Origin of the sequence: Deefgea piscis (assembly GCF_019665785.1) — a bacterium.
Taxonomy (GTDB): Bacteria; Pseudomonadota; Gammaproteobacteria; order Burkholderiales; family Chitinibacteraceae; genus Deefgea.
Map to the genome: position 1 here is coordinate 1,891,326 of NZ_CP081149.1, position 11,834 is coordinate 1,903,159.

13 protein-coding genes and 1 pseudogene are annotated in these 11,834 nt (G+C 50.0%); 7 read left to right on the top strand and 7 right to left on the bottom strand.

The window, feature by feature from the left end:
* Positions 1-82: 82 nt before the first annotated feature.
* Positions 83-1,577, top strand: a pseudogene (gene istA, locus K4H25_RS08805) (IS21 family transposase).
* 1 nt (position 1,578) lies between these two features.
* Positions 1,579-2,382 (top strand): IS21-like element helper ATPase IstB, encoded by an 804-nt coding sequence (gene istB / locus K4H25_RS08810; protein ID WP_221020179.1) that lies wholly within the window; start codon positions 1,579-1,581, stop codon positions 2,380-2,382.
* Between the two features lie 104 nt (positions 2,383-2,486).
* Here istB and K4H25_RS08815 read toward each other — a convergent pair whose 3' ends face one another.
* Entirely contained in the window at positions 2,487-2,966 is a 480-nt protein-coding gene (locus K4H25_RS08815; RefSeq protein WP_221020180.1) for a helix-turn-helix domain-containing protein, read from the bottom strand.
* Positions 2,963-3,460: a transposase gene (locus tag K4H25_RS08820; RefSeq protein WP_221020181.1), complete on the bottom strand. Its 498-nt coding sequence runs from the start codon at positions 3,458-3,460 to the stop codon at positions 2,963-2,965. The genes K4H25_RS08815 and K4H25_RS08820 overlap by 4 nt, the downstream gene beginning before the upstream one ends.
* A 69-nt stretch (positions 3,461-3,529) precedes the next feature.
* On the opposite strand from K4H25_RS08820, the gene K4H25_RS08825 reads away from it, so the two are divergent.
* Positions 3,530-3,685 carry a site-specific integrase gene (locus K4H25_RS08825; protein ID WP_255587454.1) on the top strand — a complete coding sequence of 52 codons (156 nt, stop codon included), beginning with the start codon at positions 3,530-3,532 and terminating at the stop codon, positions 3,683-3,685.
* A 65-nt stretch (positions 3,686-3,750) separates the two neighbouring features.
* On the opposite strand, the gene K4H25_RS08830 is transcribed toward K4H25_RS08825, so the two are convergent.
* On the bottom strand, positions 3,751-4,869 hold the full coding sequence (locus tag K4H25_RS08830) for a Fic family protein (protein ID WP_221020182.1): 1,119 nt from the start codon (positions 4,867-4,869) through the stop codon (positions 3,751-3,753).
* A 9-nt stretch (positions 4,870-4,878) separates the two neighbouring features.
* On the opposite strand from K4H25_RS08830, the gene K4H25_RS08835 reads away from it, so the two are divergent.
* Positions 4,879-5,169 carry a hypothetical protein gene (locus K4H25_RS08835; RefSeq protein WP_221020183.1) on the top strand — a complete coding sequence of 97 codons (291 nt, stop codon included), beginning with the start codon at positions 4,879-4,881 and terminating at the stop codon, positions 5,167-5,169.
* A gap of 378 nt (positions 5,170-5,547) precedes the next feature.
* Here the strand turns inward: K4H25_RS08835 and K4H25_RS08840 are convergent.
* Positions 5,548-6,722 (bottom strand): IS3 family transposase gene (locus tag K4H25_RS08840; protein WP_374706344.1). Its coding sequence is split into 2 segments (ribosomal slippage): positions 5,548-6,455 and positions 6,455-6,722, totalling 1,176 coding nucleotides; the frame shifts between segments, so codons are not numbered across the junction.
* 272 nt (positions 6,723-6,994) lie between these two features.
* Here K4H25_RS08840 and K4H25_RS08845 point away from each other — a divergent pair.
* Entirely contained in the window at positions 6,995-7,264 is a 270-nt protein-coding gene (locus K4H25_RS08845) for a hypothetical protein (protein ID WP_221020185.1), read from the top strand.
* Positions 7,265-7,756: 492 nt separating this feature from the next.
* Here the strand turns inward: K4H25_RS08845 and fghA are convergent, their stop codons facing one another.
* From fghA to frmR, 3 genes are all read right to left on the bottom strand, one after another.
* Positions 7,757-8,626, bottom strand: coding sequence for an S-formylglutathione hydrolase (gene fghA / locus K4H25_RS08850; RefSeq protein WP_487246752.1), 870 nt, complete (start codon positions 8,624-8,626; stop codon positions 7,757-7,759).
* 118 nt (positions 8,627-8,744) lie between these two features.
* Positions 8,745-9,854, bottom strand: a complete 1,110-nt coding sequence (locus tag K4H25_RS08855; protein WP_221020187.1) for an S-(hydroxymethyl)glutathione dehydrogenase/class III alcohol dehydrogenase — start codon at positions 9,852-9,854, stop codon at positions 8,745-8,747.
* Positions 9,855-9,886: 32 nt separating this feature from the next.
* The gene (gene frmR / locus K4H25_RS08860; RefSeq protein ID WP_221020188.1) at positions 9,887-10,162 is read right to left on the bottom strand and encodes a formaldehyde-responsive transcriptional repressor FrmR; all 276 of its coding nucleotides are present in this window, start codon (positions 10,160-10,162) and stop codon (positions 9,887-9,889) included.
* A 169-nt stretch (positions 10,163-10,331) separates the two neighbouring features.
* Between frmR and K4H25_RS08865 the strand changes: the two genes are divergently transcribed.
* Both K4H25_RS08865 and K4H25_RS08870 read left to right on the top strand, forming a co-directional pair.
* On the top strand, positions 10,332-10,682 hold the full coding sequence (locus K4H25_RS08865) for a YnfA family protein (protein WP_221020189.1): 351 nt from the start codon (positions 10,332-10,334) through the stop codon (positions 10,680-10,682).
* A gap of 145 nt (positions 10,683-10,827) precedes the next feature.
* Complete coding sequence (locus tag K4H25_RS08870; protein ID WP_221020190.1) at positions 10,828-11,817, top strand: hypothetical protein; 990 nt, start codon at positions 10,828-10,830, stop codon at positions 11,815-11,817.
* Positions 11,818-11,834: the final 17 nt, after the last annotated feature.

Below are 11,834 nucleotides of genomic sequence, written 5' to 3' on the forward strand. Positions count from 1 at the left end.
CGCCATCTTGCGCAGTGAATTTTGACCAGGGTAACTAATCTCCAAACTCGTTCAACGAGCTAGGAAATTGAAGGTGATTACCATGGCCACATTTGCTAAAGTCCGCCGCATGTATTTCCGCGATCGGCTCTCCATTAGTGAGATTGCACGACGCACTTCACTCACTCGTAATACCGTCAAGAAATGGATTCGTACCGAGTCCAGCACTGAACCCCGTTATCAACGCAAGTCCGTTAATACCAAACTCACGCGCGTTTCACGCGCAGCTCATCAAGGCATTACAAACCGATTTGCATCGCCCGAAACGCGACCGTCGCACGGCCAGAGTCTTGTTCCAAGAACTCGTTCTCGCTGGCTTTGATGGCGATTATTCCTGCGTCACCGCATTTATTCGCCAGTGGCGTTTAGAAACCATGGGGCCCTCGTTGAAATCCGCTTTTGTACCGCTCAAGTTTGCACTGGGTGAAGCGTTTCAATTCGACTGGAGCGAGGAATCGCTGCTGATTGGCGGCATTCATCGCAAGGTGTTGTTGGCGCATCTGAAACTGTGCGCTAGTCGTGCATTTGCCTTGTTGGCCTATCCGACCCAAAGTCACGAGATGTTGTTTGATGCACATACTCGTGCGTTTCAAATGCTGGGCGGTGTGCCGACTCGCGGCATCTACGACAACATGAAGACCGCCGTGGATAAAGTCTTGCCAGGCAAATCAAGGGTCGTGAATGCGCGCTTTCATGCCATGACGGCGCATTATTTGTTTGATCCCGATTTCTGCAATGTCGCTTCCGGTTGGGAGAAAGGCATTGTTGAGAAGAACGTGCAAGATCGGCGGCGGCAAATTTGGCAGGCGGCACAGCAAGTACAGTTCGCCAACTTTGATGAGCTCAATCTCTGGCTCGCCGAGCGCTGTCGCGCCGCATGGCAAGAGATGCATCACCCCGACTATCCAGAACTCACTTTGGCTGAGTTGCTGCAAGACGAACAAGTGCAGATGATGCCGTTTCCAGGTGCGTTTGATGGTTATACCGAAATCTTAGCGCGGGTTTCGAGTACCTGTTTGATCACCTTTCAGCGCAATCGCTATTCAGTGCCGTGCCATTTAGCCAATCAAATGGTGAGTATTCGACTCTATCCAACGCACATCGTCATCTATGCCGATCAAGATCCAGTGACACAGCATCCGCGTAGCTTTGATCGCAGCCGCATCTTTTATGACTGGCAACATTACGTTCCTTTGGTTGAGAAGAAGCCAGGCGCATTGCGCAATGGCGCGCCATTCAGCGAAATGCCTGACTATTTGCAACAATTGCAACAGCGCTTGTTGCGACATGACGGCGGTGATCGAGTCATGGCCAAAGTGCTTGGCTGTATTCCTCGGCATGGCCTCACTACGTTGCAAGTGGCCGTTGAGTTAATGCTGGAAACGGGGCAAGTCAGTGCCGAGCATGTTCTCAATGTACTGACGCGGTTACACGAAGCGCCACAGCTAGCGACATTAGAAACGGCGTTGCAACTGAAAGACCCGCCGCTTGCGGATAGTGGGCGTTACGATCAGCTGCACCAAAATAGCGAGGTGTAGCATGGAGCTCGACATCCACACTGAACTAAAACAGCTGAAGCTCCACGGCATGGCATCGACGTATACCGACATACGCCAATCCAGCCCTAGCCATGAGGCCAATACCCTTGATGCTTATCTGCGGCAGATGATTCGCGCCGAACATGCCGATCGGCATGTGCGCTCGATTAGCTATCAAATGCAAGCCGCTCGCTTCCCACATCATCGTGACTTGGCGGGCTTTGACTTTAGCCAATCCAAAGTTGATGAAAGCTTAATTCGTGAGCTCGCCCAAGGTCAATACGCCGCAGCAGCCCATAACATCGTATTGATTGGCGGTACAGGAACGGGCAAAACGCATCTGGCGACGGCGCTAGGCATCACAGGCATCCAACAACAAGAATTACGGGTACGGTTCCATTCCACGCTGGAATTGGTCAACCGACTTGAGCAAGAAAAGGCTGCAGGTAGGCAAGGTAAATTGGCGTATAGCCTGATGCATATGGACGTGGTGATTCTGGATGAATTGGGCTATTTACCTTTCTCACAAGCGGGCGGTGCGCTGCTGTTTCATTTGCTGAGCAAATTGTATGAGCGCACCAGCGTGATCATCACCACCAATTTGACCTTTGCGGAGTGGCCTAATGTGTTCGGCAACGCTAAGCTCACCACGGCCTTACTGGATCGGCTGACGCACCATTGCCATATCATCGAAACAGGTAATGAGTCATGGCGCTTTAAGCAAAGTAGCGCCAGTGCCAAACTTAAAATACAGGAAAGAGAGCGACAAAAAGAGCAGCCAAGCAGCGCCGACGAATTATTTTAAAGCTTGTAAAAAAGAGGAGAAAAGCAGTACGCTAAAACCAGTCATCCATGCCGTGGATGACGCTAACGCCTGGTTAGAATTCAACGCGCATCGCTGGTCAAAATTCAGTGTGCCACTACACCCTGAATCGTGCTCGCCAAATAAGTAATGTCCCAGCTATACAATTGATTCGGTGCGATGGCGCACAAGGCCTTCGGTTTACTGCGCACTTGCGCCGGACGCTCGGCGCGACGATGTTGGAGTTGATCCGCTGCGCGCAGTACCCGATAAAACGTTGATTCGGAAGCAATATACCGATTTTGGTCGGCCAGTCTGGGTACGATCTGGCTCGGCGCTAAGTGCGCAAATTCGGCTGAATTAGCCACCGCTAAAACAGTCGCTCGCTCGGCTAAAGTCAACTTGTGGGCAGGCACCGTCTGCTGCAATGGGCGCTGATCGATCGTCACCGTACCACCGTCTGTCCAGCGCTGAATCGTGCGGACATTGAAGCCAATAATCGCGCAAGCCAAAGCCTGTCTAGCCCCTGCCGCAACGGCATCTTGCAGTAAATCAAGGCACAGCAGGCGCTCGGCCAGCGCGGTCATTCGTCCGCGCCCTCCAGGTAGGCATTGAACTTTTTTTGCAAAATCAGCAGCGCAGCAGCCTCCGCCAATGCCTTATCTTTGCGGTTTAATTCACGCTGCAATTGTTGATTGGCTTTCTTCAGTTCGCGCATCGCCTGAGCGTCGGCTTTACTGTTTTTAATGGCCGGCGGAACACAAAAATCAGCGCGCCACTGACTCAAATGATGAGGAAATAAACCCTGCTGACGGCACCACGCATTGAGCTCAATTTCAGGCAGGCTATGACTCTGTTGCAGAGCCAAAAGGCGTTCCTCAATCGACCAATCTTCAGGTCGTTTCGCGCGTTCTATCGACGTTGGAATTTGTGTTTTTTTAGCGGCAGCCATCCAGCCCTTGAGTGTTGATTTAGCAAGATTGAGTTCCTGAGCAACCGACTCAATCGTACGACCTTGGCGTTGGTAAACTTTGCTCAGCGCCTGCTGTTTAAAGTCGTCAGAATACGTGATTTTTTGCATGTTGAAGCCTCTGTTTTTTCAAACCAATGAAAATTCAGAGGCGACAACTAGTCTGACATAGGGGGTACAATGCGAAGAACCAAAGTCACGCTCATCTACAAACGCACAAAGAACTTGCGTGCGATTCAACTCTTACTTGGCCACGCCAAGATGGAAAGCACTATTCGTTATCTTGGCATTGAAGTTGATGATGCTCTCGAAATATCAGAGCAAACTGAAATATAAAGCATCGTAGGCACTCGGCCGAGAGTCTTACGTCTCGGCCAAAGGTGGGTATTACACTGCTTAAATCAAACGGAAAGTTCATAGGAAGTGCTTCGCCCGCCAGATTCAGATTTATGTAACACACCCAAATTTAGTAATTCATTGATGTCTCTCAGCGCGGTATCGGTGGAGCACTTGGCGATGGCAGCCCATTTTTTTGAAGTCAGTTTACCGTCAAACCCGTCCTGTAAACGATTGAGCAATTTGATTTGCCGCTCATTGAATGGCGTAGCCGACCAGCGCTGCCAGAAGTTGGCCTTGGCTAGCACCGCATCTAGTGTAAGCTGAGCGTGCCCAATGGCTCGAAGCAAGGTATTAAGAAACCAACTCAGCCAGTGCGTGATATCCAGCGTGCCTTTTTGGGTTTTTTCTAATATGTCGTAATAGTCACTTCGCTCTCGCTGGATTTGTGCCGAAAGGCTATAAAAGCGCTGAGTATTACCATCCGCGCGCGCTAGCAGTAAGTCCCCCACCGCGCGGGCAATCCGCCCGTTTCCATCATCGAACGGGTGTAGGGTCACAAACCACAAGTGTGCAATCCCTGCCTTTAAAATTGCATGATCTTTAAGATCACGACTATTTAGCCAATCCAAAAAGTGCGCAATTTCCTGCGTTAGGTATTCTGCCGGAGGTGCTTCATAGTGCACTTTCTGCCGGCCAATCGGACCAGAGACAACTTGCATTGGGCCATCCTCATCCGCTCTAAACTCGCCAATCCGGATGCGGCTCATTCCGCTAAAGCCAGTCGGAAACAGGGCTGCATGCCAGCCAAACAACCGACCTAATGTGAGGGCATCAGCACTGCGAGTCGTCGCATCCAGCACCATTTCGACCACACCTTCGACATGCCGGTCTGTGGGTGCTAATGCACCAATATCAACGCCAAGACGCCGTGCAATCGAGGAGCGCACAGTTGAGACATCAAAGTGTTCACCTTCGATTTCACTCGTTTTAAGGACATCTTCTGTCAATACCAGCAAGCTAGCCTGATCGCGTAGAGTCATGCCAACGTCACTTAATCGTCCAAGTAACATGCCTTGAGCACGACAAACTTCAGCTAGCGGTTTTGCTAATTCCGCTAGATCGTAATGCCAATTTGGCCAGTCGGGAGACTGCCAGATATATTTATATTCGCCGCTATTCATGCGGTAATTATGAAGCACATTCACCGCAAGGGCAACTTATTATCCGCACATAATACGGTGATTAAACCAATTATTCACCGCACGTTCACATTCAGAATATCGCTTTGGTTGAACCGTTTTGACAATGAAACTGAAACGATTAAGGCAACAATCCACGGGTTTGCTGCCTTTCGTTTCTCACACTTCGGCATCGACACATCGGCCTTTGCGGACATTTTAAGCATCCTGCAAATACTGACAGAGCGCCATTTGGGCTTGTTTCTGGCACGCATTTGGTACTGGTACTTAAGGGGACTTTGAACAGCCCAATGATTCCGTACGCCAACATTAGCTTATATCAGGGCGATGCAGATCTGACGGTTCGTACTTTTGACGGGCTTTGCTACAGGGCTTGTAAATTCTGTCGAGAATGGCACATTCTGGGCACCAGCTCCCACCCAAGACTCGCGATGTGACGGCATACCAAACATGTCCGCGCCGACACTGCAAGGTCAGTCGATAATTTACGTTGCGATACTCGGTAGATAAACACTGGCCACCTTTGCTTAGGGCGAATTTTTGCATGTCTCCCAATTTGTAATAATGCTTTTCGCGATAACAAATCGGACACCCCGCTTTGTTGGCTCTTGCAGAGCCGGGTGTTGAACTCCATTCGTGCCCAAGAGCGCAGTGTAGTGGTCAACTAATTTTGGCCACATCGTTATAGCCAAGCCAATAATTGCGCTCGGCTTCGTTGGGCGCCAAACCACCGTTATGGTGATGTGGCCTCAGCTGGCTGTAGTAGCCCAGCATGTAATCCAATATTTCTCGCTCAGCTTGGGCGAATGAACCGTAACCTACCTCTGGCACCCATTCCGTTTTCAAGCTCCTGAAGAATCGCTCCATTGGGCTATTGTCCCAACAGTTACCCCGCCTACTCATACTTTGCTGAATTTGGCAGCGCCATAATAATTGCCTGAATTTGACGCTGGTGTAATGACTGCCTTGATCAGAATGGAACATCACCCCTTTAGGCCGACCTCTGGATTCAAATGCATGACTCAATGCCTTGCAGGTTAAATCACTATCGGGCGAGAGTGACATTGCCCAGCCAATTGGTTTTCTGGCAAATAAATCCATTACGACCGCTAGATACGCCCAGCGATGACCGACCCAAATGTACGTCACATCGCCACACCAGACTTGATTGGGTTTGGCCACTGCAAACTGTCGCGCTAACAAATTTGGTACTTCAATGTGCTCGCGTCCTGTCTTTTTGTAGGAATGACTAGCCTGCTGGCAACTCGTAAACCCAAGCGTTTTCATGCACTTAACGGCCAGATAGCGACTCATCTGGACGCCTTGTGCGCTGGCCATGGTCGCAATACTGCGCGAGCCCGCAGAGCCATTGCTGGCGTTAAACAACTCGCGTACTTTGCTTAAGCGTTGCACCTGCTCTGGCCTGATTGGCTTGCTGCGTTTCCAGGCCTTAAAGCTGCTACGATGGACTTCAAACGCGCGGCACAACTGTGCCACTGCGTAGCTCTGCTTGAGCTGAGCAATTATCTTAAATTGTTCAGCTAGTCCGACATCAAGAGAGCGGTAGCCTTTTTTAATATTTCTTTCTCAAGCTCGACCTGCTTCAGACGCTTTTCTAATTCTCGGATTCTGAGTTGGTCCGGCGTCATCGGCGTCGCCTTGGGGGTCATGCCGGCACGTTCTTCACGCAGTTGCCGAACCCATTTATCCATGGATGATTTACCCACGTTCATTGCCTGAGCGGCTTGTCGAACGGAATAGCCTTTGTCGAGTACAAGCTGGGCGCATTCGAGGCGAAATTCAGGACTAAATGTCGGTCTGGTTTTATTGTTCATTGAGTCACCTAATTGCTTACGAGGTGGAGCATAACACCTCTAATCAGGTGGCCAAATTCAGTGTGCCACTACAACTACAAGGCACGTTTTTACACAGTCTGGGCCAGAAGCAGTCAAGCAGAAATCCAATCTATCAAATTTTATGCAAATTTTGGATGAAAAAGTAGATGCATCCTTCGAGTAAAACTGATGTTTAATACATTGAGCATTAGCTAAAATTGGACAATCATAGCTTTTAAAAATAATTATGGTTTTGTCTAACGAGGCATTTCATGTCAATTGTCATTTCTGTGTTTTGTTTTTTAATTTTTTTTGCTGCAGCAACATATTTATTCAGATTTTTACCTTGGACAAAACAAGATTGGAAAGCGCTGCCAACCAAGGACGAATATATTGCTTTGCATGGTTGCCAAGAAGAAGCGACATGTTTTAAATGTGGCTCTACTCATGTATTTGACTTTGGTGGCCTAAATCCTGGGATGACAAATAGAAAAGTAATGTGTACGAAATGTAAAACAGCCTTATGGCGCGAGACATTTTAATGAATCTACTTTGACGTATTTCAGTATCAACTTTTAAATACAATTTTCGCTTTGGGGCGGGAGCAGCAGCTCAAATCGGCCAATAGCGAAAGTAACCCTGCCTTATTAATGCCCGAATGAGCGTCAGCAATCCGTTATATAGCAGTCGCCAATAGCTAGGGTAAAGTTTGAGGCTTAATTGTATAAAGGTTAAGGTTTATGAAATTACGCACAATTTTTGGATTTTTTTTGCATTGCCCATCGGCATATTTGCTATTTAACCAATTGATCGTTCACGAATGAGTAATATATGCTCAAGCATCAAAGCAGGTGAGTCAATTCATGTAGTCCGTGCTCGTGCAATTGAACACCTCGGGCTCAAGCTTGCTGGAGATGTAATTCAATAAAATAAACACATGTTTATTGTTCACAGTCCGCTCTCATTTGGCCGCTACGTCTGTTTTGTAGAAAAGATTGGTTCAATCGTAACGGCTCAAATTTTGAGGGCTCTGATTAAGCTGGTGGTCGCGCATTCAGGCGATTGGCATGATAGAGCACGTGATCTTCAATCCAGCTGGCGATGAAGTAGTAGCTGTGGTCATACCCTGCGTGGTAGCGAATTTGCGCGTCGATATGCATCTGCTGGCAGGCGGTTTCGAGTTTTTGGGTGCATAACTGCTCGGCGTAGAACGGATCGTCCAGTCCTTGGTCGACCAAAAATGCTTTTTTGTCGTGGCCTTGCAAAATTAACGCAACGGCATCGTATTGTTGCCAAGTTGCTCTATCCTCGCCAAGGTAGGCGGTAAACGCTTTTTGTCCCCAGCTGACTTGGCTTGGTGAAACAATCGGCGAGAACGCCGATATGCTGACATAGTCATCGGGGTTTCTAAGCCCCAGCACCAGTGCGCCATGACCGCCCATTGAATGGCCGCTGATGGATTTTCTTTCGTTGGCGGCAAAGTGCGTGGTGATCAGGCGAGGTAGCTCGTGCAGGATGTAATCATACATTTGGTAGTGCTTACACCACGGCGACTGTGTGGCATTTAAGTAAAAACTCGCACCCTGACCTAGATCATAAGCGGCGTCATCGGCAACGGATTCACCTCTTGGGCTGGTGTCTGGGGCGACAATCATGATGCCGTGTTCTGCGGCGTAGCGCTGGATGCCGGATTTGGTGATGACATTTTGCTCGGTGCACGTTAGGCCTGAAAGCCAATAGAGCACCGGTACTTTGCGCTCTTTAGCTTGTGGCGGCAGGTAAACTGCAAAGCGCATTGGGCAGTTGAGTAAGGGTGATTCATGCGTCCAAACTTCTTGCCAACCGCCAAAGCAGGCGTGTTTTTCGATTTGTTGCATAGCGGGTTCCTGGGGAAGGTGGGGTATTGCCGTTGAGCGGCAAGCCGTGTGTTGCTGTCGGGCGCGGGTTAGGGATTGATTCGCCGAGAAAAAAAGTCAGCGCGGCGATAAACCCATCGTCAACAGCCCCTAGCGCCAATCAAGATCAAAAATGAATAACAGTTCGGATCGACTTGCCGTCATGCATCAGATCAAATGCGGTGTTAATTTGCTCTAGCGTCATGGTATGAGTCACAAAAGGCGCGAGTTCAATATCGCCTTTCATGGCGTCTTCAACCATATTGGGTAATTGGCTGCGGCCTTTTACGCCACCAAATGCCGAGCCCTTCCATGTGCGCCCAGTGACCAGCTGGAAAGGGCGGGTGGAGATCTCTTGGCCAGCGCCGGCTACCCCAATCACAATCGATTGCCCCCAGCCGCGATGCGCGCTTTCGAGCGCTGCGCGCATCACGTTGACATTGCCGATGCATTCAAAGGTATGGTCAAAGCCCCATTTGTTAATATCAAGCAGTACATCTTTAATTGTTTTGTCGTGATCTTTGGGGTTGATGCAGTCGGTCGCGCCAAATTGTTGGGCGAGTGCAAATTTGCTTGGGTTGGTGTCGATGGCGATGATGCGTCCGGCTTTGGCTTGTCGCGCGCCTTGCACCACGGCCAAACCAATGGCGCCTAAACCGAAAACCACCACCGAGTCGCCGGCTTGCACTTTGGCGGTGTTGTGCACCGCGCCAATGCCGGTGGTGACGCCGCAGCCTAGCAAGCAAACATGCTCGTGATTTGCTTGTGGATTGATTTTAGCTAAAGACACTTCAGCCACGACGGTGTATTCGCTGAATGTTGAGCAGCCCATATAGTGGTAGATCGGCTGGCCGTTGTAGGAAAAACGCGTCGTACCGTCGGGCATCAGTCCTTTGCCTTGTGTTTCGCGAACCGCAACGCAAAGATTGGTTTTGCCAGAAAGACAAAATTCACAGACCCCGCATTCTGCGGTATACAGCGGAATCACATGGTCGCCCGGCTGAACGCTGGTCACGCCTTCGCCGACTTCAATCACGATGCCTGCGCCTTCATGCCCAAGTACGACAGGAAAAACGCCTTCTGGGTCGTCACCCGATAATGTAAATGCATCGGTGTGGCAAACACCGGTGTGGGTGTTTCTAATTAAAACTTCGCCTTTTTGCGGTGGTGCAACGTCAATTTCGATGATTTCTAATGGTTTTCCTGGGGCAAAAGCGACGGCAGCGCGTGATTTCATGGTGTTGATGTCCTGGTTAGGTATTCGCTTGGCTACTTAAGGTAGGCGCGAACTAATTCAATGGTGTTATTAATCGAGGCATTGTGTGCACTGCTGCCGCCTTCGGTGGTATCAAATGTTTCTCGGATATGGCTTTCAAGTACTTCGGCCATTAAGCCATTGGTCGCGCCGCGTACGGCAGAGACCTGTTGCAAAATGGCACGGCATTCAGCGCCGGTTTCTAGGGCTTTTTCTAGCGCATCAATTTGTCCGCGAATGCGGCGAATTCGAGTGAGCACTTTCTTTTTTTCTTCTGGACTGCTGGGCATCGGCGTTGACTTGGGGATGATTGAGTGTTTTATATACTATACCCCAGTATACTAAAATGCAATGCATACTCTATGGTAGTATGCAGTATATTAATGACCTGCCGATGGTGCTGTTTAACAGCCGCGCCTTGGTGGGTATTTTTTCGTGTTGTGAGCTGAGGGTGTTATTTTGGAATGGCTAAGAGTGTTTTTGTTGTTTGCCTTTACTGCGCTCGCTGAAATCGTGGGCTGTTATCTAGTGTGGCGGGTTGTCAAGCAAGGTGGCAGCGCGTGGTATTTAATTCCAGCGGCGTTGTCATTGGCTTTGTTTGCGTATTGTTTAACGCTGCATCCAAGTGCCACTGGCCGAATTTATGCCGCCTACGGTGGCATGTATATTGCCGTGGCTTTAGTGTGGTTACGCGTGGTCGATGGGGTGACATTAACGCGTTGGGATGGTTTGGGGGCGTTATTGGCTTTGCTGGGCATGGCAGTGATTGCGTTTCAGCCGATTGCTGATTCAGCGTCCGGCTTGAATTAAGTACGTCATTTTGGCCTGATGCTGCGCGCTTGTAGCCTTGCCTCAGGCCAAAATCCGCGCAGACGCGATTGGCAAACCCAACGTCAACCGGCCTTAAGCGGTGGTTGTTTTCCGGCTCGAGCGTGTTCCGTGTAAAATCAACACAATGAACTATGAACTGATTATTCCCGATACGATCTGGCGTGATGAAGATTTACGCCCCTTAATGAACCGCGATTTATCGTTGCCGGCCTTGGCAACGCTCTATGGTAAGGGGCAGCATCAGCGCTGCCCGATTGGTCCGAGTGCTACGGCGGCAGATTTTTTAGCGCAGCGGCTCAATTACCCATCATCGTCGCTCACTGCATTGGCTTTGGCGCAGGTCTATCCCGAGGCCCAGCCGGGGTATTGGCTATGTTGCGATCCGATTCATTTACGCATTGATCGTGATCGACTCACGATGCTTGGCGTGCCTTTATTTCAAATTAGCCAAGCAGAGGCCGATGCTTTGGTGGCGGCACTTAATCAGCAGTTTGCCGATGATGGGTTTTTCTTTGTGGCCGTCACCCCGAGTCGCTGGTATTTACGCTTGCCGGCCGATCCGCAATTGCAATTCACCCCCTTGGGCGACGCCTTAGGCGGCAATATGCAAGACTATTTGCCGCAGGGCGAGCAGGCTTTGCAATTTAATGCCGTGCTCAATGAAATCCAAATGTTGCTTTATGGGCATCGCGTCAATGATGAGCGAGATGCTGCCGGCATTGCAATGATTAATAGTGTTTGGTTATGGGGTGGCGAGCAGTTTCCGACTGCAGTCGCACCGCCCGTTTCGCCCAAGGTTTGGGGGGGTGATCATCGCGTCGCGGCCTTAGTGGGCGCGAATTGGCAAAGTGCGCCAGCGGTGGCCGATTTACCGGCGCATGATGTGACGGTGGTGCTCGATCAATTGAGTATTGATGCTATTTATGGCCGTGCCTATGAATGGCGCTGTCAGTGGGAATGGTTAGAGCAGCATTGGTTTGCTCCGCTATTGACTCAGCTGCAGGCGGGGCAGTTGAAATCGCTGACTTTAACGCTGCCTAGCGCTGGCACCAAAGTGCGGGTGAGCCGATTGGATTTATATCGTTTTTGGCGCGCGCCACGACTGCCGTTTTAAGCGCAGCTGCGCGGCCC

Bases quoted from the DNA above. Each gene is read 5' to 3' on its own strand.
- istB (WP_221020179.1), top strand. From the start codon at position 1,579: ATGGAGCTCGACATCCACACTGAACTAAAACAGCTGAAGCTCCACGGC.
- K4H25_RS08815 (WP_221020180.1), bottom strand. From the start codon at position 2,966: ATGACCGCGCTGGCCGAGCGCCTGCTGTGCCTTGATTTACTGCAAGAT.
- K4H25_RS08820 (WP_221020181.1), bottom strand. From the start codon at position 3,460: ATGCAAAAAATCACGTATTCTGACGACTTTAAACAGCAGGCGCTGAGC.
- K4H25_RS08825 (WP_255587454.1), top strand. From the start codon at position 3,530: ATGCGAAGAACCAAAGTCACGCTCATCTACAAACGCACAAAGAACTTG.
- K4H25_RS08830 (WP_221020182.1), bottom strand. From the start codon at position 4,869: ATGAATAGCGGCGAATATAAATATATCTGGCAGTCTCCCGACTGGCCA.
- K4H25_RS08835 (WP_221020183.1), top strand. From the start codon at position 4,879: ATGAAGCACATTCACCGCAAGGGCAACTTATTATCCGCACATAATACG.
- K4H25_RS08845 (WP_221020185.1), top strand. From the start codon at position 6,995: ATGTCAATTGTCATTTCTGTGTTTTGTTTTTTAATTTTTTTTGCTGCA.
- K4H25_RS08855 (WP_221020187.1), bottom strand. From the start codon at position 9,854: ATGAAATCACGCGCTGCCGTCGCTTTTGCCCCAGGAAAACCATTAGAA.
- frmR (WP_221020188.1), bottom strand. From the start codon at position 10,162: ATGCCCAGCAGTCCAGAAGAAAAAAAGAAAGTGCTCACTCGAATTCGC.
- K4H25_RS08870 (WP_221020190.1), top strand. From the start codon at position 10,828: ATGAACTATGAACTGATTATTCCCGATACGATCTGGCGTGATGAAGAT.